Here is a 20,524-nt window from a genome sequence, read left to right as displayed (position 1 = left end):
CGGACGGTGCCCTCGTGAGGTGGTCGGGTCAGTTGGCGACGGCGCCGACGCGGTCGAGGCCCTCGGCCGCGGCGTCCTCGTCACGCCGACGGGTGTCGTCCTGGCGGGCGTCCTTCTCGGGGTGACGGTTCTCGGCACCGGTCATCCAGGCGAGCTGCTCGAGGCGCTCGAGGATGCTGTGCAGCACGTCGGCCGTCGTGGGGTCCTCGTCGTCGACGTCGTCGTGGACCGTCCGCATCGTGCCGGTGACGGCGTACATGCGGTCGACGATCAGGTCGACCACCGCGGTGGTCTCGACGGGGCCGGCGGGGAACTCGGGCAGGCTGGTGCCACGGGTGACGGTCGAGGTGCGGCCGTCGGGGATCAGGTAGACGGCGCGCATGCGCTCGGCCACCTCGTCGCTGAACTCGCGGGCGGCGTCGACGATCTCGTCGAGCTGCAGGTGGAGGTCGCGGAAGTTCGAGCCGAGCAGGTTCCAGTGCGCCTGCTTGCCCTGGACGTGCAGTTCGATGAGGTCGACGAGGACCTTCTGCATGTTGTCGCGGAGTTGGTCGGATCCCTGGAACATGATGTCTCCCGTTCGTCGTGGGTTCGTGCGGAGTCGTCGCACCGGTGGGTGCGAGGTGGACGGTAGACCGCGGCCCTCGACAACGACTCAGTCTTCGGGGGACAGGCGGGCAGGACGGCCCGACCGGAGCAGCGGACCCGGCCCCGGGGACGCGCCGACGGGGCGTTCCCGGCCGTGATCGACTCGTGATCCACGGCCCTGGAGGACGGACCGTACCGGATGGTATGTTCGCCTGCATCGGCACCGAAGCCGACGCCCGGCCGCGGGTACCCGATCCTCGGCCCATGCTCTGAGGGGGGCTGACATGGCACGAGCGGTACCCGGACGCGCCGACCGTCCTGGATTCGACGCGACCGAGATCACCCGGCTGCGACGTGAGATCGAGAGTGCCTGGGGCGCGTTCGACGACATCGAGCAGATGGACTTCGCCCACCGGGTGAGGGTCGTCCACGGTCTCGCCGACGCCCTGCCCGACGCGGCGAGTGCGGCGGCCCGAGCCGGGCTCGGCGGTCTCGCCCTCGCCCTGCTCGACGACGCGGCCTCCTTCCCGCCCCCGTGGGCATCGATCTGCGGCCGCTGGGACCTCACGCTCGAGATGGCCCGGGCCGCGGTCGAGTCGATCGCCTGGCCCGAGGGCGAGCCCTGGGGCGAGCTGCCGTTGGTGGGCACGGCCGCCTGACGTCGCCTAGCGTGGCGGCATGAGCTCCACACCGTCGCGCGGGCACGGACGTCGTCGGGTCGGCCTCCGGCGGTTCCTCCGCACCGTCGTGCTCGACTACCGGTACGTCTGGTGGGTGCACCTCGTGCCGCGGTCCGGTCGGGTGGTGCCGAGGCGCTACCGCGACGGCGACCGTGAGCCGGTGCTGCTGCTGCCGGGCGTCTACGAGACCTGGCGGTTCCTCCGTCCAGTGGCCGACCGGCTGAACGACCTGGGGCACCCGATCGTCGTCGTGCCGGGGATGGGGCACAACCGTCGCCCGATCGCGGCGACCGCCGAGGTCGCCCAGCGCATCCTCGACGCCCACGACCTGCGGGACGTCGTGGTGCTGGCGCACAGCAAGGGCGGACTGGTCGGGAAGACGATGATGGTCTCGACCGACACCGATCGACGCATCGCCCGCATGGTGACGGTGAACAGTCCGTTCTCGGGGTCACGCTGGGCGACGGTGCTGCCCGTCAGGGCGCTGCGGCCCTTCTCGCCCCGCGACGCCGACCTGCTGCGGCTCGCCGAGCAGCGTGAGGCGAACCGCACCATCACCTCGATGGCGTCCCGGTTCGACGCCCACGTCACCGAGGGGAGCGTGCTGCCGGGGGCGGTCAACCTCGAGTTCCCGGTCGACGGGCACTTCCGGCCGCTGGGCCACGCGCGGTGCGTCGCGATGATCGTGCGCGAGGTCGAGGCCGGGGCGGGCACGGGGCCGACGGCCGAGGCGTCCTAGCCCTCGACCCAGCCCAGGGCCCGCATCGTCTCATGGGGTCGTTCGACGTGGGCGAAGTGCCCGCAGTCGGCGAGCAGGGTCGTCCGGGCGTGCCGCACGACCTCGCCCAGGCGGTCGAGGTCGGACGACCGGGCGAAGACGTCGTCGGCGCCGCTCACGGCGGCCACGTCGCAGTCGATCGCGCGCCACAGGGAGGCGTCGTACCCCTGCCCCGACCGCGAGGCCGCGAGGAACCCCCGGGGCCGCAGCTCGGCGACGAACGCCTGCAGGACCGAGCGCGGGACGCGGTCGACGTGGCGGAACACGGGTGACGACAGGGCACGCAGCAGTCCGATGCGCGCCGCGCCGCGCAGCAAGGATGCGGAGGCGCGGGGCAGCACCCCGAACACCGCGCGCAGCAGCGTGAAGGCCGGCAGTCGCACGAGGCCGCGCACCGGGTGCGTGACGGCGTCGATCGCCGAGAAGGACGTGGCCGACACGACCGAGACGCTGAGCACGAGGTCGGGGCGGACGGCGGCCAGGTGCAGGGCGACGAAGGCGCCCATCGAGTGGCCCACGAGGTCGAACTCGGTGACCCCCAGCGCCTCGGCGACCTCGACCACCACGGCGGCGGCCGACTCGACGTCGAGGCCCGGGTCGGGCTCGGGCGAGTCACCCCAGCCGGGCAGGTCGATCAGCACCGGACGGGAGACGACCGCGTCCACCTCGCGGGCGGCCTGCAGCAGGGGGGTCCAGGTCGTCCACGAGCCGGCCGCGCCGTGCAGCATGACGGTCGCCCGGCGTCGTGCTGACCGGTCGGTCGGCGAGGCCGCGTGGTGCACGACCGTGCGGCCGTGCGCCGTGTCGATCGTCTCGCGGGCGAGCCCGAGGGCCCGGGGATCGGTGACCAGGTCGAACGGGGCGTACGCGTCGGCGGTCGGAGGGACCACCCCTGTCGCCCGGCCCCGTCGCATCGTCGGATGCTACCCGATGATCTCTTCCCGCACGCGTCTCAGATCCTCGAGCAGCGACCCGACCAGCACCCAGTTGTCCGGGTCGGGTCGCAGCACGCTCACCGGCGAGGTGAGGGCCGGGCCGTCGTCGTGCCCGAGGCCCGTCCCGTGTCCGCCGGCGGTGTCGGGGACGCGGGAGGCGCGCCCGGCCGGCAGCGCCTCCTCGGTGGTCCGCGCCAGCAGGCGCACGTCGTGGGCGGCCCGTCGCAGGTCTTCGGCGATGCTCTGCACCACGGGGTCGTCGGCCAACCCCGGGTCGTAGTTGTCGTGGACCGACCGGACCATGCCCACGACGCGGTTGACGAGCACGGTCAGGCGCCGGAGCAGCGCCGCGTCGGCCTCGAGCACGCTGCGGTTGCGGCTCGCGCGGGGGTTGAGCTGCAGGCTCTCCTCGCCCGCGGTGACCGCGTCGACCGCCCGGGCCTGGGTCACTCTCAGCTCGCGGGCCTTGGTCAAGCCGGTGGCGAGCCGCGACCCGTCGACCGGCTCGTCGAGCACGGCGGCGGTCTCGTCGAGCACGGACGCGATGTCGCGCGCCAGGCGGCCGACGGCGAGGTGCGCCGGCGCGAGCGCGACGGGAGGCACGATCAAGGCGTTGATCGCCAGGGCGATCGCCGCGCCGATGATCGTCTCGAGCACCCGGTCGAGCGCGTAGTCGGGCGTCTGGGCGCCGATCGCCAGCACGAGCATCGCCGAGATCGGCACCTGGTTCGCCGAGCTCGGGGTCAGCCGGAACGCCCACGCCACGAGCAGGCTCACCACGACGATCGCCAGCACGATCCAGGTCGCGTCACCGAACAGCTGGCCGGCCGCGAACGCGATGAGCACGCCGGCGATGACGCCCACACTGCGCTCGAGCCCTCGGACGAACGACTGGTTGACGCTCGGGAGCACCACGAGCAGGGCCGCGATCGCCGCGAAGATCGGCAACGGCTGCTGCAACAGGGCCACCGAGGCGAACCAGGCCGCCATCACCGCGACGCTGGTCTTCACCACCTGCAACAGGGGGGTGCGCTTCGTCTGGCGGATGCGCGAGACGATCTTCACGACCCCAGGGTAGACGGGGAGGCGCGGCCCGCGTCGCGCCGCCGCGTCAGGTCACGAATCGGTCACCCCGCCCGCGCCTCCCCGCCGATCGGGTCGGGTGCTGGTTGACTGCCTCCCCGTGTGGCCCAACTCCGCCGAGGTGCTCCCCGCCGCGTTCGCGAACTCGGGGCTGACCGTCGTCGCCTTCCGACCCCACTCGGTCGAGCCCTCGGGCGCCGGGTTCCTCTACGGCTACGAGGTCGACACGGTCGACCCCGCCGGCGCGACCTCGACCGTGCTCACCTTCATCGACACCGACACCCGGGCCGCCGACGCGTCGTCGGTGCTCACCCGCGACCCGACCACCGGTCAGCCGCTCGCCGTCTGGGCCTACCCGGCCGACCCCATGCTGCCGGCGCTCGCCGGGGCCACCTACCCCGACCGGGTGGCCGACGCGCTCGCGGCCCTCGGCGTCGTCGTCACCGAACCCCGTCTGAGCGTCGCGGCGTACCGACCCGGCAAGCGGGCCGTGATCCGCCTCGACGCCGCCGAGACGACCGTCTTCCTCAAGGTGGTCCGGCCCGACCGGGTGGGGCCGATCGTCGCCCTGCACGAGGCGTTCCGGGCGCAGGGGCTGCCGGTGCCCGCCGTGCTCGCGTCGCGACCGGACGGCCTGCTCGTCCTCGAGCGCGTCCCCGGGGTGCCGGCCGGGCAGCGTGTCGTCGAACTCGCCGACGACCCCCGGTTCGTCGAGCAGATGGTCGACCTCGGCACGCGCATCGCCCGGGTCGAGGTGACCGCCCGGGCGCAGTCCGACGCCCTCGACCACGGAGCCTGGCACCGCTCGACGCTGCGAGCCGGGCTGCCCGACCGGGCGACCGAGATCGACGGCCTCTACGACGAGATCGACCGGCGCCGCGCCTCCTCCGCCTCGGACGCCCTGGCCGTGATCCACGGCGACCTGCACCTCGAGCAGCTGTTCGTGCACCCGTCCGAGCCGTGGCGGGTCACCGGTCTGCTCGACGTCGACACCGCGGGGCTCGGGCACCCGGCCCGCGACGCCGCGGCCCTCGTCGCCCACCTGGTCGTGACCGGGCAGTGGCACCGGGGCAACGGCGACGAGGCAGAGGCCCGCGCCTGCGAGGGCCTCGCCGACGACGTGACGCGCACCTGGGTCGACCGCATGCCCGGCCTCGCCGACCGGCTCGCGCCCGGCGTCGCCTCGCAGCTGCTCGCCCACGCCGGCGGACAGGCCACCCTCGGCACCGACACCGGCCGCCGCAAGGCCGTCCAGCTGATCGGTGCCGCCGCCGGCACGCTCGCCCGCCCTGCCTGACCCGCGGTCTCTCCGTCGGACACACACGGACCGGCCGACGGGCCTACCGTGGCGCGCAGCACCCACCCGCGCACCTGGAGGCCCCATGCCGTCACCCTGGCTCGACGCCGCGCACGACGTCACGACCGACAGGATCGACCCCGAGACCGTCTACGACGACGTGATCGTCGGCGGCGGCCTGACCGGCCTGGTCACCGCCCTGCTCTTCGCGCGGCGCGGCCATCGTGTCGCCGTCCTGGAGGCGCGCTCGGTGGGCAGCGTCGCGAGCGGCAGCGGCACGGCGTCGATGTCGCTGCTGCAGGGCAAGCAGCTCCAGCGCATCCGCACGAACACCTACCAGAGCGTCGTCGACGCCTACGTCGCGGGCAACCGGGCGGGCTTCGACTGGATGGTCGACTACCTGGACGAGGCCGGTGTCGAGGTCGAGCGCCGGGACGCGTTCAGCTACTCGACGACCCGCGGCGGCATCGCCACGGTCGACGACGAGTACCTCGTCGCCCGCAAGGCCGGTCTACCCGTCGTCAAGGAGTTCGGCCTCGACCTGCCGTTCGGCACCACGGGCGGGCTGCGGCTGCCCGACCAAGCGCAGTTCGACCCGATGCAGGCGATCGCCGCGCTCGTGGCGGACGTCCGGGCCCTCGGCGGCGTCGTCGTCGAGGGCGTGCGCGTGACCGGCGTCGACGCGACCAGTCCGACGGTGACCCACAGCGACGGCCCCGACGTCCGCGGCCACCGGGTCCACGTCACCACCGGCAGCCCCGTGCTCGACCGCGGCCTCTACTTCGCGAAGCTCCGCAGCGAGCGTTCCTACGGCCTCGCCTTCGAGGGCGCCTACGACCTGCCCGACGGCATGTACCAGGCGGTCGACGGTCCCACCCGGTCGTTCTCCGCGGTGGGCGACCGCCTCGTGACCGGGGGCAACCGGCACCCGGTGGGCCGCGCCTCCTCGACGAGCGCACTGGTCGACGACCTCGCCGACTGGACGACGCGCCACTGGCCCGGTGCCCGGCTGACCCACTCGTGGAGCGGTCAGGACTACGGCACGCCGCACCACGTGCCGTTCGTCGGCTGGCTGCCGCGCGGTCGCGGGCGGATCTACCTCGCGACCGGGTACGAGCACTGGGGGCTGACGAACGCGGTCCAGGCGGCGATGACCCTCGTCTCGGACGTGCTCGGCGATCCGCAGCCGTGGATGACCACGCTGCACAAGAGGGTCACCACGCCGATCGCCATCGCCTCCGGAATCGGGATCAACGCGGCCGACGCCTGGTGGGCGGCCAAGAGCTGGGCCGGCGCGATGACCCGCCGGCTGGTCGCCGTCGCCCCCGCCGAGGGACAGGGCGAGGTCGGACGCTCGGGCGGCTTCGCCCCGGTCGCGCGCTCGACCGTGGACGGCGAGGTGTGCACCGTGTCGGCGATCTGCCCGCACCTCGTCGGCATCGTCACCTGGAACGACTCGGAACGGTCGTGGGACTGCCCGCTGCACGGTTCGCGGTTCGCCGCCGACGGCAGCGTGCTCGAGGGGCCCGCGACCCGCGGCCTGCGTCGCCGCGGCTGACGGGCTACCGACCCGCGGCGCCCGACCGCGACAACCGGCCCGCCGCGACCGACCGTGACAACCGACCCGCGGCGACCGACCGCGGTCGCCGGCCCGCGAGACACGAGGAGGCGCTGGTGGCGTACCGGCGCGTCGTACGCGTAAACTGTCCCCAGCTTCACCGCCCGGGTGTTCTCCGGTCCGCGCCTCCTTCGGTGCGAGTCGACACCTCGGCGTGACGGGGCTTCGGGGCACGCGCCGTCGTCGGACTGCCCGCCACGAAGGTCGCCCGTCGCGAAGCCGGTACAGCTGTCCATCGCGCGGCACCCCGCCCCGCACGCATCCGGCGCGACCGTCACGGTCGCCGTCCGTCCGGGTCGCCGAGCCTCTCGGTGTCCCGCGCAGCACCCACCGCCGACATGGCGGCACAGCACCGTCGACGCCCCGCGTCGACCACGAGGAGGAGCCTTGGCTCGACCAGGCCAGCGTCAATCGGGTGGAACCCGCACCGCCCAGCGTCCGAACCGTCGCCGCGAGGTCGACAACGACGGGCTCATCCCCGTCCTCGCCCGCGCCGTGCGCGAGGTCGAGGCTGCCGCGCAACGCGGTCAGGTCAAGCCCTCGAGCCGCACCAAGTTCCAGGTCATCGCCCTGCTCATGCGCGAGGAACGCGCCCGGGTCAAGGTCGACAAGGCCATCAGCGAGTCCGAGCGCGCCGAGCAGATGAAGCGACTCGACGGCGTCGCGCAGATCCTCGCCAAGACCGCCGCCCGCGACACGTCGCTGATCACCCTGCTGGGTGATCAGGCGACGGTCAGCGAGGCGGCCAAGACCCTCAAGCGCGACATGCAGATGTCGGCCGGGCTCGAACTCGAGCCCGAGCAGCAGATCATCGTCACCGAGGCCGCGCCGGTGGTGCCGACCTCCGAGCGGCAGGTCGTCCCGCAGTCGGTCATCTCGCGACAGCTGGCGAACCCGTTCCTGCCGCCCGACTTCGCCCTCGCCGAGGTCGCCCGCGAGGCGCACCCGCGTCGCCTCGCCAACTGGGAGCTCTTCGGCCCCCTCTTCAAGTCCTTCGAGTACGGCGCCGGCGGCGGCTCGGCCTGCATGCCGCTGCCCGAGCCCACCACGGTCGACGCCCCCGCGGGCGCCACCCTGATGCACCACCAGGCTCAGCTCGTCGAGTCCGCCCGCCAGGGCCACCGCACCTACCTGCTCGCCGACGAGCCCGGCCTCGGCAAGACCGCCCAGGCCCTGCTGGCCGCGCAGGCGGCCGCCGCGTACCCGCTGCTCGTGGTCGTGCCGAACGTCGTCAAGACGAACTGGGCCCGCGAGGTCCAGCTGTGGACGCCGACGCGCACGGCGACCGTCATCCACGGCGACGGTGAGAAGCTCGACGCCTTCGCCGACGTGGTCATCGTCAACTACGAGGTGCTGGACCGTCACGTCGGCTGGCTCGGCGACCTCGGCTTCAAGGGCATGATCGTCGACGAGGCCCACTTCATCAAGAACAAAGAATCCCAGCGGTCGCGCCACGTGCTGCAGCTCGCCCAGCGCATCCGGTCGCGCACCGCGCACCCCCTGCTCATGGCGCTGACCGGCACCCCGCTGATCAACGACATCGAGGACTTCCGCGCCATCTGGGAGTTCCTGGGCTGGATCGGCGACAAGAAGCCCAACGCCGAGTTGATGGAGCGCCTCGAAGAGGTCGGCCTGACCCCTGCCGATCCCGGGTTCTTCTCGTCGGCACGCGAGATCGTGATCGATCTCGGCATCGTCCGCCGCAAGAAGGTCGACGTCGCCTCCGACATCCCCGCCCGTCGCATCGCCGACCTGCCGGTCGAGCTCGACGACGAGGTGGGCCGGTCCATCCGCGACGCCGAGCGCGAGCTGGCCCGCCGCATGGTGCAGAAGTACCGCACCGCGCTCACCACCCGCACGTCGGGCGTTCGCGTCGAGGGCATCGACCACGACCTCGTCCGCCAGGTCGCCAAGTGGGAGCTCGAGGACGCCAGCGCGTCGAGCACCGGCGAGAACGTCTTCAGCATGGTGCGACGCATCGGTCAGGCCAAGGCCGGCCTCGCCGCCGACTACACGGCCCAGCTCGCCCGCAACGTCGGCAAGGTGGTGTTCTTCGCCAAGCACATCGACGTCATGGACGTCGCCGAGGCCACCTTCGCCAAGCGGGGCATCAAGTACTCGTCGATCCGCGGAGACCAGACCCCGGCCGTCCGTCAGCGGCAGATCGACGCGTTCGTCGACGACCCCGAGGTCGAGGTCGTCGTCTGTTCGCTGACCGCGGCCGGCGTCGGGCTCAACCTGCAGGTCGCCTCGAACGTCGTGCTGGCCGAGTTGTCGTGGACGGACGCCGAGCAGACGCAGGCCATCGACCGCGTGCACCGCATCGGCCAGGCCGAGCCGGTCACGGCGTGGCGCGTCATCGCGGCGCAGACGATCGACACGAAGATCGCCGAACTGATCGACAGCAAGGCCGGCCTCGCCGCCCGCGCACTCGACGGCGACGACTCCGAGGTCGTCGACTCCGTCGACGTGCAGCTCTCGGCCCTGGTCGCCCTGCTCACGGACGCCCTCGAGGCCTGACCCGGCCGGGGGTCGCGTCGACGACGGACGCGACCCCCGATCGGTACCCCGTTCCGTGCCCTCCCAGCGGGCAGGGGTTCGGTGGTCGGAGAACACCCGACCACCGAAGGAGCACCCCATGCCCGAACTCTCCGGCTACGCCCACGTCGCCATCACCGTTTCCGACCTCGACGCGAGCCTCGCCTTCTACGAGAAGCTGCTCGGTGCCGGCCCGGTCGGCCGCATCGAGCTCGACGGCCTCGACCGCCGCATCTTCTCCGTCGGCAACGGCCAGATCCTCGGGGTGACGGCCTACACCGACGGTTCGTCCGCGGCCTTCGATCCGACCGTCCCCGGGCTCGACCACATCGGTCTCGCCGTGACCGACCGCGCCGGCGTCGTCGCCTGGCAGGAGCACGCCACGTCCGTCGGCATCGAGTCCGACCTGCAGGACGTCGACTTCGGCCACGCCCTGATGATCAAGGACCCCGACGGCAACCAGATCGAGTTCTTCGCCCCGCCGGCACAGGACTGACCTCAGCGCCCGCAGAACGGGCGGGTTCGTGCCCGACGGTCCGTCGAGACGGACCGTCCGACACGGACTCGCCCGTTCCTGCATCCCCGGGTGTCACGATCCGGGACGACGTGCCGGCCTGCCGCGCCGGTCGTCTTCAGCGGGCGCGGGCGGCGGCGAGCAGGTCGCGTTCGTCGTCGGGCTCGAGCCCCGCGCCGTGGGGGCCGACCGGGCCGGGACGCGAGAGTTCCCACGCGAGGACGTCGCGCAGCGTCTCGTCCACGGGGCGCGGCACGAGGCCCGCGGCCCGACCCGCGCCTCCTGACCGGGCACCGAAGCCCGCGTGCGTGGCGACGGGCACCCAGAGGGGCATCGACCGGGGCCCGGCCCACGGCCCGACCTCGTGCGCCTCGAGCCAGGCCTCGTCGACCGGGACGACCTCGCCCGTGTGCCCGGCGACCCGACGGGCCGCGGCGAGGTGGTCGACCAGCGACTGCCGCTCGCCCACCGCGTCGATCGTTCCCGAGAGGCCGCGCTCGGCGGCCAGGACGATCCAGCTCGCGAGGTCGCGCACGTCCACGGGCTGCACGTCGAGACCGGGGACGTCCGGCACGAGCACCGGGTCGGGCGCGGTCGACGCGGCAGCCCGGGCGAAGCGGAGCGGCCACCAGCCGGTGCGACCCGTGTGGTCGCCCGGTCCGCCGATGAGCCCTGCGCGCACGATCAGCGACCGGTCGGCGCCGAACGCGTCGACGACGGCCCGCTCGGCCGCGACCTTGGACCCGCCGTAATCCGCCTCGTCGGCGTCGACGAGGGCTGCCGACTCGTCGGCCCCGGTGGTGGCCGTGTCGGCGTAGACGCTGACGCTCGACACGAAGACGAAGGAGGCGCTGGCCGGCTCGAGCACCGCCACGGCGTCCCGGACGTGCGACGCGTCGCGACCCAGGTCGACGACCGCGTCCCAGCGTCGCCCGCCCTCGACCACGGGGTCGTACGCCCCGGACGTGCCGCGGTCGGCCCGCACGAACGTCGCGCCCTCGGGCACGCCGCCCGACGCGCCCCGGGCGAGACACGTGACGTCGTGACCACGCCCGAGGGCCGCCTCGACGATCGTCCGGCCGAGCCAGGCGGTGCCGCCGAGCGCCAGCAGGCGGAGCGGACGCACCGGGGCCGGGGCCGAGGCCGAGGCCGAGCCCACGCCGGTCGAACCCACGATCGCGATGTCAGAGACCGAGCTTGGCCTGCACGTCGGCGAGCGACGGGTTCGTGGCCGTCGAGCCGTCGGGGTAGATGATCGTCGGCACGGTCTGGTTGCCGCCGTTGGCCTTCTCGACGATCTCGGCCGTGCCCGGCACCTCTTCGATGTTGACCTCGGTGAAGGCGATGCCCTGCTTGCCGAGCTGCTGCTTGAGTCGGGCGCAGTAGCCGCACCACGAGGTGCTGAACATGGTGATGCTGCCGGAGTCGGGGACGTACGTGCTCGCGATGTCGCTCATGGCCCCAGGCTAAGCCCGGTCGGCGGTGAGCGCCGGGGGAGTTGGCTGGGAGGCGTACCAGCACGCACCACGAAGGGAACACCATGGCAGACACGGTCGCCGACCAGATCATCGCCCAGCTCGTCACCGCCGGGGTCCGGCGCATCTACGGCATCGTCGGCGACAGCCTGAACCCGATCGTCGACGCCGTGCGTCGCACCGGCGGGTCGGCGAAGGGCGGGATCGACTGGATCCACGTCCGCAACGAGGAGGCCGCGGCGTTCATGGCCTCGGGCGACGCCCAGATGAGCGGCGAACTCGCCGTCTGCGCCGGGTCGTGCGGGCCGGGCAACCTGCACCTGATCAACGGCCTGTACGACGCCCACCGCAGCCGCGCCAAGGTCCTGGCCATCGCGAGCCACATCCCGAGCACGATGATCGGCTCGGACTACTTCCAGGAGACCCACCCCGACCGCCTCTTCGTCGAGTGCTCGGGCTACAGCGAGATGATCTCGACGGCCGAGCAGTCGCCGATGGTCGTCGCCAGCGCGATCCGGCACACCCTGGCGGGCGAGGGCGTCAGCGTCATCACGCTGCCGGGCGACATCGCCGAGCTCGACGCGGGCGGCAAGGTGCCCGCGTACGTCAGCGTCCGCCCGCCCGAGCTCGTGCCCGACCGGCACGACGTGCAGGCCCTGGCCGATGCCATCAACCAGGCCGACACCGTCGCGTTCTTCGTCGGCGAGGGCGGCCGCGGGTCGCACGACGAGATCATCGCGCTGGCCGACCTCGTGGCCGCCCCGATCGGGCACAGCCTGCGCGGCAAGGACGTCATCCAGTACGACAACCCGTTCGACGTCGGCATGACCGGCCTGCTCGGCTACGGGGCCGCCCACGCCGGCATCCACGACGCCGACCTGCTCGTGCTACTCGGGACCGACTTCCCGTATCCGCAGTTCCTGCCCGACGCCTCGAAGGTGACCATCGCGCAGGTCGACGTCGACGCCGCCGTCATCGGCCGTCGCGCCGACGTGCAGGTGCCCGTGCACGGTGCGATCGCCCCGACCCTACGGGCGCTCATGCCGCTCGTGACCCGCAAGAAGAACCGGAAGTTCCTCGACAAGACGCTCAAGAAGCACGAGAAGCTGATGACGGGTGCGGTCGGGGCCTACACGAAGAACGTCGAGAAGATGCGGCCGATCCACCCCGAGTACGCGGCCTCGCTGCTCGACGAGGTCGCCGCCGACAACGCGATCTTCACCGCCGACACGGGCATGGGCAACGTGTGGGCCGCCCGGTACGTCACACCGACCCCGCGCCGTCGCATCTTCGGTTCGTACCTGCACGGCTCGATGGCCAACGCCCTGCCGCACGCGCTCGGCGCGCAGATGGCCTACCCCGACCGCCAGGTCGTCTCGATCTCGGGCGACGGCGGACTGTCGATGCTGATGGGCGAGCTCGTGACGGCGCAGATGTACCAGCTGCCGGTCAAGATCGTGGTCTTCAACAACTCGACGCTGGGCCTCGTGAAGCTCGAGATGCTCGTCGACGGGTTCCCCGACTTCGGCGTCGACGTGCCCTACACGGACTACGCCGCCGTGGCGCGGGCGATCGGCATCCACGCCGTCCACGTCGACGACCCTCGCGACCTACGGGCCGCGTACGAGGCCGCCTTCGAGCACGAGGGCCCGGCGCTGGTCGACATCGCGACCGACCCCAAGGCGCTGTCGCTGCCGCCGACGATCACGGGTGCCCAGGTGAAGGGCTTCTCGCTCGCCATGTCGAAGATCGTCATGAACGGCGGGGCCGGCGAGGCCGTGGCCATGGCGCGGTCGAACCTGCGCAACGTGCCCCGTCCCTGAAACCGTCGCCGCGCCTCCTGCGTCCTCGCTCTCGAGGGGTCAGGAGGCGCGGTGCGTGACGCGCGGGACGCCTCGCGACCCTGCCCGCCCGGCTCAGCCGGCGGCGGGGGCGCTGCGTGCCGCGAGACGGGCGACGGCCGCGAGCGGGATGTCGATCCAGTCGGGCCGGTTGCGGCTCTCGTAGATCGCCTCGTACACGGCCTTGTCGATCTCGAACGCGTCGAGCAGGGCGCGGGCGGCACGGACGTCGACTCCGGACGAGGCGACGTACCCGTCGACGAACGCGCGACGGGCGTCGTGCGCCCAGGCCTTGGCGTCGACGGGGACGTCCTCTTGCGCAAGCGAGCCGGCGACGTAGTCGAAGGACCGCAGCATGCCCGCGATGTCGCGGATCGGCAGGTCGGGGCGTGAGCGCTCGGGCATCGGCCGCAGGGGCTCGCCCTCGAAGTCGATCAGCATCCAGCCGCGCTCGGGCGAGAGCAGGGCCTGGCCGAGGTGCAGGTCGCCGTGGATGCGCTGCAGGTCGGGCCAGTGCAGGTGCTCGGCCGCGTCGTAGACCGCTCCGATCGCGTCGGCGTGCTCGGCGATCTGCGGCACCTCGCGCGCGGCGGTCGTGATGCGCCGACGCATGCTCGTCAGGGCCCCGGCGATCTCGTCGTCGCCGGCGGGCACCGTGCCGAGGTCGGTGGCGAGGGTCGCGTGCACCTCGGCGACGGCCACGCCGAGCGCGTGGGCCTCGGCGGTGAAGTCGGTGCCGTCGGCCGCGGCGGTCAGGGCGACGCGCCAGGCGTCCTCGAGGCCGGGCAGGAACTCTTGGGAGAAGGCGAGGTGGCCGGTGGCCGTGCCGCCCTCGCGTCCGACGTCGGGCCAGGTCGCCCGCAGCGAGCCGAACGACGAGGGGACGTGGGTCGAGCCGCCCCGGGTCAGGGCGGCCTGGGTGGTGACGTCGGGGTTGTCGCCGTGGTGCAGCACGCGGAAGACCTTCGCGATGACCTGGTCGACTGGGCCGCCCTCGACGTCGTAGACGATCGACGTGTTCGACTGCTCGCCCGAGAGGACGCGCGAGCGGCGCACCTGCCCGGGGTCGACGATGCGTGTGCCGTCCACCGTGACGTCCGCACCGGCCACGTGTGCCTCGGCCGACATCGAGCGCAGCAGCTCACGGGCGTAGGCCGGGTCGTGCGGCCCGTCGTAGAGGTAGCGACCGTCGGCGGAGCCGATGAAGGCCGCGTCGCCGCCGGGCAGGGGAGTCGCTCGGCTCACGAGGGGCACCTGATAGAGGACGGGGACGTCGGCCGCCTCGTCGATGATCAGCAGCGTCATGGCGAGGGCGTCGTCCACCTCGGCCTCGAACGAGCCGATCACCCGCAAGGCGGGCGTCCGTCCCTTCGTCGCGTACCAGCGCTGTCGCGCCATCCATCCGGCAAGGCTCGGGGCCACATCGCTCATGCGACGACCCTACGCCGGGGCGCCCCGCGGGGTCCGGGAGGCGGCCGACCAGCCCCCTCGACTACAACGGGGTGATGAGCACCGCATCCCCGCGCCGCACCGAACAGACCGAAATCGAGCGCAAGTACGACGTCCACGAGAGTGCCGGGGTGCCCGACCTGGCCGGGGTGGGGGGAGGCACCGGCACCGATGCGCCGGTCGTCGTCGGCCTCGGGCACGACGACCCCGTCGAGCTCGCCGCGACCTACTGGGACACCGTCGACCACACGTTGCTCGGGGCCCGGACGACCCTCAGGAGGCGCGAGGGCGGTGGCGACGCCGGCTGGCACCTCAAGCTGCCGCCGTCGGCCGGCAGGTCCGGGCGCCGCGAGGTCCACTGGCCGCTCGGCGACCCCGACGAGCCCGTGCCGGACGCCCTGCGGCGGCTCGTCGAGGCGCGGCTGCGGGGCCGGCCCGTGCACCCCGTGCTGCGACTCGAGACGACGCGCACCGTGACCCGCCTGCTCGACGGCTCGGGCCGCGAGCTGGCCGAGCTCGCCGACGACGTCGTGCGGGCGTCGAACCCCGACACGGCCGCGGTGCGCACCTGGCGCGAGTGGGAGGTCGAGCTGGCCCCGGGCGTCGACGGAGACGAGGGCGAGCTGCTGCTCGACGCCGTCGCCGAACGGCTCGAGTCGGCCGGGGCGTCGGTCTCGTCGTCGAAGTCGAAGCTCGCGCGCGGGCTGGGCTCCGAGCCGGCCGTGTCAGGGGCGGACTCCGGCGACGGCACGAGCGGGGCGGAGGTCTCGACGGCCCCGGCTGCCCCGGCCCCGAAGAAGAAGTCGGCCGCGGCCTTCGTCGCGTCCGCCGCGGCGGGCCTGCGCGACGAGTTGCTCGCGGTCGACGCCGCCGTGCGCGACGACGAGCCGGACGCGGTCCACCGGCTCCGGACGACGACGCGGCGGCTGCGCGTCCTCCTGACGGTGTGGGACGGCGTCCTCGACCCGGGGCTGGCCGCGACCGTCGTGGCGAGTGCGGCCCACGTCGGCCACGTGACGGGGGCCGCGCGCGACGTCGAGGTGGCCCGGGGCCGGGTGGCGACCCGCGCCTCCTCGGCTCCGGTGGGGTTCGTGGCCGCCCAGGCCACGGGGCGGCTCGACGCCCGGCTCGGCGAACGACGCGGCGAGGCCGTCGGTGACGTGCGACGCCTGCTCGACTCGGGCGCCTGGTTCGACCTGCTGGACGCGGTGGACGCGCTCGTGGCGGCTCCGGCGACGGGGGAGCATGCGGCGGACCCGGCGGCCGAGCTCTCGGCCGCGCGGCTGCGGGCCGAGCGGAAGCGGGCGAAGCGGGCCGTCCGGGCGGGGCTCGCGGCCCTCGACGCGACGGACCGCGAGACCGGAGCGGAGGCGGTCCCGGCCCTGCACGCGGGGCGGAAGGCCGCCCGGCGGCTGCGGTACGCCCTCGAGGCCGATCGGCCCCGCAGCGGGTCGGGTCGCGGCCGTGCGCGCCGGGCCGAGGCCGTGCAGGACGCCCTCGGCGAGCACCGGGACGCCCTGGCCGCGGTGCGGACGGTGCGCGAGGTCGCGGCGTTCGCCCACCGGTCCGGCGAGGACGCCTTCGGCTACGGCGTGCTGGCGATCCTCGAGGTGCGGCAGGCCGAGGACGCCCTCCGCCGCTTGCGCCGCGCTGCCCGACGACTCTGACCGCGGAGGCCGGAGGCCGGAGGCCGGAGGCCGGTGGGCGTGCCGCCGCCGACCGCGCCGGAGGCCGAACACGGGCTTGTTCGTGGCGGACGGTCGATCTCGCCCGCCCGCATGCGTCGGACTCGCCCGTTCTCGGACGGCCCGCCGACGCCGGTCGGGTCAGGACGGCCGGGTCAGGACGGCCGGGTCGCGCTTCCCTCGGGCGACGGGCCTGACCCGACCGTGCGTACCTCGGGCGGCGGGCCGAACCCGACCGTGCGTCCCTCCGACGGCGGGCCGAACCCGACATCGGCGGCCCGACACGCCGCACCCAAGGAGACATGAGCGGCGTGTCGTCGCCCGGTGGTCGCGATGTGCACAGGGCAGGACAGGCAGGGCGGGGCGGGCCGGGCCGGGCAGGGACGGGGTCAGGGGGCGCGGCGGGCGAGCAGGGCCTCGAGTTTGCGGACGGTGGCGTCGTTGCGGGCCGTGACCGGGGTCGGCAGTCCGCGCCACCAGGCGGCGGGAACCCGCGAGGCGAGAACGCCCGCCGGCAGCCACTGGTAGACGGCGTCGGGCGAGACGACCAGTTCTTCGTCGCCCAGGTCGACGTCCGGAGGCGCGACCCCGTCGAGCGCGCCCGGCACCTCGGCGAACGCCACCGACAGCAGCTTCGGCTCGCGCCCCTCGCGCCCCTCGGGCGCCGGGCTGTCGTCGCGCGCCTCGCGGCCGTCGTTCCCGTCGTCGCGCAGCGGGTTCGCCACGGCCAGCCGCCCGAACCGTTCGGCGTCGAGCAGCACGAGGTCGGCGTCGACACCGGTGGCCCGGGCGATCGCCGCTCGTAGCCCCGCCGCGTCGTCGGCACCGAGCACGGACGACGCACCGAAGACCAGGTTGCCGCTGTTCAGCAGCGTCTCGGGGTGCTCGAAGCCGAGGTCGGCTGCGACGCGGCGCAGGTCGGCCATGGCCACCCGCTTGGCCGTGCCGACGTTGACGCCCCGCAGCAGGGCAGTGTGGTCCACGACGGTCAGGCGCGCCCGAGCACGTCGAGGATCCACGCGATCTCGAACGCCCGCTCACGCCAGGACTCGTACCGGCCGCTGACGCCGCCGTGCCCGGCCGACATCTCGGTCTTGAGCAGCACCGGCGCGTCGACCTCGCGCAGCTTGGCGACCCACTTGGCGGGTTCGACGTAGAGCACCCGGGTGTCGTTGATCGAGGTCACGGCGAGGATGCGCGGGTACGTGACGTCGTCCCGGACGTTCTCGTACGGGCTGTAGCCGCGCATGTACTCGTAGACCTCGGGGTCGTGCAGGGGGTCGCCCCACTCGTCCCACTCGATTACGGTGAGCGGCAGGTCGGGGTCGAGGATGCTCGTCAGCGCGTCGACGAACGGGACGGCCGCGACGATGCCGGCGAACCGGTCGGGAGCGATGTTCGCCACCGCGCCCATCAGCAGGCCGCCGGCGCTGCCACCCTCGGCCACCATCAGCTCGGGGGTCGTGCGACCCTCGGCGATCAGGTGGTCGGCGACGGCGACGAAGTCGGTGAAGGTGTTCTTCTTGGTGAGCGTCTTGCCGTCCTCGTACCACGAGCGTCCCAGCTCGCCGCCGCCGCGGACGTGGGCCACGGCGAACACGACGCCACGGTCGAGCAACGACAGGCGGGCGACGCTGAAGCCCGGGTCGATGCTGTGCTCGTACGAGCCGTAGCCGTAGAGGTGCACCGGTGAGGGCCCCTCGGCGGGGACGGCGTCACGGCGCCAGACGAGCGACACGGGCACGCGGGTGCCGTCGGCCGCCGTGGCCCACTCGCGGGCCTGGTCGTAGTCGGCCGGGTCGTAGCCGCCGAGGACGTTCTGGCGCTTGAGCAGGTGACGCTCGCCCGTCCGGACGTCGAGGTCGTAGACCGTCGACGGGGTGACGAACGAGGTGTAACCGAAGCGGACGGTCGGCTGGTCGAACTCGGGGTTGCCACCCGCGCCGGCGGCGAACAGCGGCTCGTCGAAGCCGACCTCGGCCACGTCGCCGTAGCCGTCGGGTCCGAGCGGCACGACGGCGAAGCGCGGCAGCGCGTCGCGGCGGTACTCGACCACGAGGTGCCCGGCGAACGCGTCGACGGACTCGAGCCGGACGGAGGCGCGGTGCTCGACGATCACGCGGCGGTCGGTCGTCGAGGTGGGGTCGTCGGCCGGCACGTCGACCAGCTCGAAGTTCTCGGCGCCGTCGTTGTGGACGATCAGCAGGCGGTCGCTGCCCGCGACGATCGCGTGCTCGACGTCGTACTCGACGCCCTCGCGACGCGGCCACACGACCCGGAACTCGCCGGTCGGGTCGGCCGCGTCGAGCAACCAGGTCTCGCTGGTGATCTTCGAGCCGACGTCGACGACGAGGTACTGGCGGCTGCGGGTGAGGCCCACCCCGATCCAGTAGCGGTCGTCGGTCTCGGTGAACACCGTGACGTCGTCGCCGGGCTGCCCGACCTCGTGCCGCCAGATGGTGTCGGGCCGCCAGGACTCGTCGACCGTGGGGTAGAAGACGTAGCGGCCGGTGGCGTCGAACAGGGCGCCGGCGGCCGTGCCGGTGACCACGTCGTCGAGGTCACGACCGGTCGCCAGGTCCCGGATGCGCAGCGTGTAGCGCTCGTCGCCCTCGACGTCGACCGCGTAGGCGAGCAGCGATCCGTCGGGCGAGACGTCGAAGCTGCCGATCGAGAAGAAGTCGTGACCCTCGGCCTCGACGTTGCCGTCGAGCAGCACCTGCTCGCCCTCGGCGGCCTCGCCCGCCTCGATCGACGGGGGAGTCCAGTCGTCGGGCCCGGCGATCGGCGCGCGGCAGTGGATGCCGTACTGCTGCCCCTCGGCCGTGCGCGAGTAGTACCACCACGAGCCCTCGCGGACGGGGACGCCGAGGTCGGTCTCTTGCACCCGGCCCTTGATCTCGTCGAAGACCGTCTGCCGCAGGTCGGCGAGGTGGGCCGTCTCGGCCTCGGTGTGCGCGTTCTCGGCCTCGAGGTGCGCGACGACCTCGGGGTCGTCCTTCGCACGGAGCCACTCGTAGTCGTCGACGAAGTCGTGACCGTGGTGCGAGCGGGTGACGGGCTTCTGGGGGGCGCGGGGAGCAGGAACGGAGGCCATCACCCGAGCCTAACGGCGGCTCAGATCGAGCGGTCGCTGGCCGTGATGCCGCCGAAGGCCGGCACCTCGGGGTACTCGTCCGAGGCGACGTGGACGTCGGCCGGGTCGGGGGCCTCGCCTTCGCGGGCCTCGTCGATCGCCTGCTCGGGGGTGCCGGCCTTCTCGGCCGCCGACTCGGAGTGCGTACCGGGGACGGTGTACGTGGCGTCGACGTCGTGCCCGGCGGGGTCGGGCGCAGCCGACGCGCCGTCGCGGGGTGCCGTGGTGTCGGGAGTCGTGGTCTCGTCGCGGTCGCTCATGTCGGGGACGGTACCCGCGCCTCCTCGGCGACGTCCGGCCCTGCCGTGGGTCGGCCCTGCCGGGGCTCGGCCCTGCCGTGGGTCACCGCCCGACCCGGCGGTCAGTCGTCGACCGGCAAGGCCGTGGTCGGCGCGGTCAACCCCTGGACGGTGGCGCCGAGGTGAGCCTCTCCGGGTTCGAGGTCGGAGATGGACCGGCGGTCGGACCTCAGCCGTCGGACCGAAGCGTTCAGCCGGGCGTGCAGCTGCATGAGGTGAAGGCGGTAGCGCTCGGGAGCGTCGTCGCTGTCGTCGAGGAACGTGTTGCAGGCGAGCGTCATCTCGTTGAGCACGGGTAGGGCCGACGAGCGGGGGCGGAGTGCTCGTCGGGCCCGCCGGATCTCGCCCCGGAGGGCCGAGATCGAATGACGCGCCTGCTCGTAGACGGGGTCGAGGGCGCGGGGGTTGGGGCTGAGCCTCGGCGCCACCCGGCGCAGCACGCGCCGGAAGTGGATCTCGGTGATCAGCTCGTTGAGGGCGGACGCCTCGCGCCGCCGCGACTCGATCAGACGCACGAGCAGGTTCGACGCGAACGCCGCCCCGGCACCCACGAAGGCACCCACGGTCACCGTCACGACGTCCCACCAGCTCATGGGGTCACGCTACGG

18 protein-coding genes are annotated in these 20,524 nt (G+C 73.3%); 8 read left to right on the top strand and 10 right to left on the bottom strand.

The window, feature by feature from the left end; all coding sequences use genetic code 11:
- Positions 1–28: 28 nt before the first annotated feature.
- A complete protein-coding gene (locus tag ASG28_RS07300; protein WP_071257201.1) occupies positions 29–568 on the bottom strand; it encodes a Dps family protein in 540 nt (179 codons plus the stop codon).
- 304 nt (positions 569–872) lie between these two features.
- Between ASG28_RS07300 and ASG28_RS07295 the strand changes: the two genes are divergently transcribed.
- Both ASG28_RS07295 and ASG28_RS07290 read left to right on the top strand, forming a co-directional pair.
- Positions 873–1,247 carry a hypothetical protein gene (locus tag ASG28_RS07295; RefSeq protein WP_055973580.1) on the top strand — a complete coding sequence of 125 codons (375 nt, stop codon included), beginning with the start codon at positions 873–875 and terminating at the stop codon, positions 1,245–1,247.
- 19 nt (positions 1,248–1,266) lie between these two features.
- Complete coding sequence (locus tag ASG28_RS07290) at positions 1,267–2,007, top strand: esterase/lipase family protein (protein WP_055973577.1); 741 nt, start codon at positions 1,267–1,269, stop codon at positions 2,005–2,007.
- On the opposite strand, the gene ASG28_RS07285 is transcribed toward ASG28_RS07290, so the two are convergent.
- A complete protein-coding gene (locus ASG28_RS07285; RefSeq protein WP_055973574.1) occupies positions 2,004–2,936 on the bottom strand; it encodes an alpha/beta fold hydrolase in 933 nt (310 codons plus the stop codon). The two genes, ASG28_RS07290 and ASG28_RS07285, sit on opposite strands and share 4 nt — an antisense overlap.
- A gap of 33 nt (positions 2,937–2,969) precedes the next feature.
- The gene (locus ASG28_RS07280; protein WP_055973571.1) at positions 2,970–4,046 is read right to left on the bottom strand and encodes an FUSC family protein; all 1,077 of its coding nucleotides are present in this window, start codon (positions 4,044–4,046) and stop codon (positions 2,970–2,972) included.
- Between the two features lie 118 nt (positions 4,047–4,164).
- Here ASG28_RS07280 and ASG28_RS07275 point away from each other — a divergent pair, with 118 nt between their 5' ends.
- The 4 genes from ASG28_RS07275 to ASG28_RS07260 all read left to right on the top strand — a co-directional run bounded on the left by ASG28_RS07275 (position 4,165) and on the right by ASG28_RS07260 (position 10,013).
- Positions 4,165–5,361 carry a phosphotransferase family protein gene (locus tag ASG28_RS07275; RefSeq protein ID WP_055973569.1) on the top strand — a complete coding sequence of 399 codons (1,197 nt, stop codon included), beginning with the start codon at positions 4,165–4,167 and terminating at the stop codon, positions 5,359–5,361.
- Positions 5,362–5,446: 85 nt separating this feature from the next.
- Complete coding sequence (locus ASG28_RS07270) at positions 5,447–6,919, top strand: FAD-dependent oxidoreductase (protein ID WP_055973567.1); 1,473 nt, start codon at positions 5,447–5,449, stop codon at positions 6,917–6,919.
- Between the two features lie 447 nt (positions 6,920–7,366).
- Positions 7,367–9,499, top strand: coding sequence for a DEAD/DEAH box helicase (locus ASG28_RS07265; protein ID WP_055973564.1), 2,133 nt, complete (start codon positions 7,367–7,369; stop codon positions 9,497–9,499).
- Between the two features lie 118 nt (positions 9,500–9,617).
- Positions 9,618–10,013, top strand: coding sequence for a VOC family protein (locus ASG28_RS07260; protein ID WP_055973561.1), 396 nt, complete (start codon positions 9,618–9,620; stop codon positions 10,011–10,013).
- 136 nt (positions 10,014–10,149) lie between these two features.
- Here the strand turns inward: ASG28_RS07260 and ASG28_RS07255 are convergent, their stop codons facing one another.
- Both ASG28_RS07255 and ASG28_RS07250 read right to left on the bottom strand, forming a co-directional pair.
- Positions 10,150–11,205 carry an NAD-dependent epimerase/dehydratase family protein gene (locus ASG28_RS07255; RefSeq protein WP_235477669.1) on the bottom strand — a complete coding sequence of 352 codons (1,056 nt, stop codon included), beginning with the start codon at positions 11,203–11,205 and terminating at the stop codon, positions 10,150–10,152.
- A 10-nt stretch (positions 11,206–11,215) separates the two neighbouring features.
- Positions 11,216–11,488 (bottom strand): mycoredoxin, encoded by a 273-nt coding sequence (locus tag ASG28_RS07250; protein ID WP_055973558.1) that lies wholly within the window; start codon positions 11,486–11,488, stop codon positions 11,216–11,218.
- Positions 11,489–11,571: 83 nt separating this feature from the next.
- Here ASG28_RS07250 and ASG28_RS07245 point away from each other — a divergent pair, with 83 nt between their 5' ends.
- Positions 11,572–13,329, top strand: coding sequence for a pyruvate dehydrogenase (locus ASG28_RS07245; protein ID WP_055973556.1), 1,758 nt, complete (start codon positions 11,572–11,574; stop codon positions 13,327–13,329).
- 93 nt (positions 13,330–13,422) lie between these two features.
- On the opposite strand, the gene ASG28_RS07240 is transcribed toward ASG28_RS07245, so the two are convergent.
- Complete coding sequence (locus tag ASG28_RS07240; RefSeq protein ID WP_055973553.1) at positions 13,423–14,778, bottom strand: maltokinase N-terminal cap-like domain-containing protein; 1,356 nt, start codon at positions 14,776–14,778, stop codon at positions 13,423–13,425.
- Positions 14,779–14,852: 74 nt separating this feature from the next.
- On the opposite strand from ASG28_RS07240, the gene ASG28_RS07235 reads away from it, so the two are divergent.
- Positions 14,853–16,463 (top strand): CYTH and CHAD domain-containing protein, encoded by a 1,611-nt coding sequence (locus tag ASG28_RS07235; protein WP_055973551.1) that lies wholly within the window; start codon positions 14,853–14,855, stop codon positions 16,461–16,463.
- Between the two features lie 407 nt (positions 16,464–16,870).
- Here ASG28_RS07235 and ASG28_RS07230 read toward each other — a convergent pair whose 3' ends face one another.
- The 4 genes from ASG28_RS07230 to ASG28_RS07215 all read right to left on the bottom strand — a co-directional run bounded on the left by ASG28_RS07230 (position 16,871) and on the right by ASG28_RS07215 (position 20,509).
- Positions 16,871–17,464 (bottom strand): DUF1697 domain-containing protein, encoded by a 594-nt coding sequence (locus tag ASG28_RS07230; RefSeq protein ID WP_055973548.1) that lies wholly within the window; start codon positions 17,462–17,464, stop codon positions 16,871–16,873.
- A gap of 5 nt (positions 17,465–17,469) precedes the next feature.
- The gene (locus ASG28_RS07225; protein ID WP_055973545.1) at positions 17,470–19,578 is read right to left on the bottom strand and encodes a S9 family peptidase; all 2,109 of its coding nucleotides are present in this window, start codon (positions 19,576–19,578) and stop codon (positions 17,470–17,472) included.
- Positions 19,579–19,598: 20 nt separating this feature from the next.
- Positions 19,599–19,877: a hypothetical protein gene (locus ASG28_RS07220; RefSeq protein WP_055973541.1), complete on the bottom strand. Its 279-nt coding sequence runs from the start codon at positions 19,875–19,877 to the stop codon at positions 19,599–19,601.
- Between the two features lie 101 nt (positions 19,878–19,978).
- Complete coding sequence (locus ASG28_RS07215) at positions 19,979–20,509, bottom strand: hypothetical protein (protein ID WP_043596432.1); 531 nt, start codon at positions 20,507–20,509, stop codon at positions 19,979–19,981.
- Positions 20,510–20,524 lie beyond the last annotated feature (15 nt).

Source organism: Frigoribacterium sp. Leaf415 (genome assembly GCF_001424645.1).
GTDB lineage: Bacteria > Actinomycetota > Actinomycetes > Actinomycetales > Microbacteriaceae > Frigoribacterium.
Note: the sequence above shows the minus strand (reverse complement) of the source record. Positions and strands in the feature narration are given on the sequence as shown.

Excerpts from the sequence above, each read along its gene's own strand:
- ASG28_RS07245 (WP_055973556.1), top strand. The coding sequence starts at position 11,572 with ATGGCAGACACGGTCGCCGACCAGATCATCGCCCAGCTCGTCACCGCC.
- ASG28_RS07290 (WP_055973577.1), top strand. The coding sequence starts at position 1,267 with ATGAGCTCCACACCGTCGCGCGGGCACGGACGTCGTCGGGTCGGCCTC.
- ASG28_RS07270 (WP_055973567.1), top strand. The coding sequence starts at position 5,447 with ATGCCGTCACCCTGGCTCGACGCCGCGCACGACGTCACGACCGACAGG.
- ASG28_RS07240 (WP_055973553.1), bottom strand. The coding sequence starts at position 14,778 with ATGAGCGATGTGGCCCCGAGCCTTGCCGGATGGATGGCGCGACAGCGC.
- ASG28_RS07225 (WP_055973545.1), bottom strand. The coding sequence starts at position 19,578 with ATGGCCTCCGTTCCTGCTCCCCGCGCCCCCCAGAAGCCCGTCACCCGC.
- ASG28_RS07250 (WP_055973558.1), bottom strand. The coding sequence starts at position 11,488 with ATGAGCGACATCGCGAGCACGTACGTCCCCGACTCCGGCAGCATCACC.
- ASG28_RS07220 (WP_055973541.1), bottom strand. The coding sequence starts at position 19,877 with ATGAGCGACCGCGACGAGACCACGACTCCCGACACCACGGCACCCCGC.
- ASG28_RS07235 (WP_055973551.1), top strand. The coding sequence starts at position 14,853 with ATGAGCACCGCATCCCCGCGCCGCACCGAACAGACCGAAATCGAGCGC.
- ASG28_RS07300 (WP_071257201.1), bottom strand. The coding sequence starts at position 568 with ATGTTCCAGGGATCCGACCAACTCCGCGACAACATGCAGAAGGTCCTC.
- ASG28_RS07215 (WP_043596432.1), bottom strand. The coding sequence starts at position 20,509 with ATGAGCTGGTGGGACGTCGTGACGGTGACCGTGGGTGCCTTCGTGGGT.
- ASG28_RS07260 (WP_055973561.1), top strand. The coding sequence starts at position 9,618 with ATGCCCGAACTCTCCGGCTACGCCCACGTCGCCATCACCGTTTCCGAC.
- ASG28_RS07295 (WP_055973580.1), top strand. The coding sequence starts at position 873 with ATGGCACGAGCGGTACCCGGACGCGCCGACCGTCCTGGATTCGACGCG.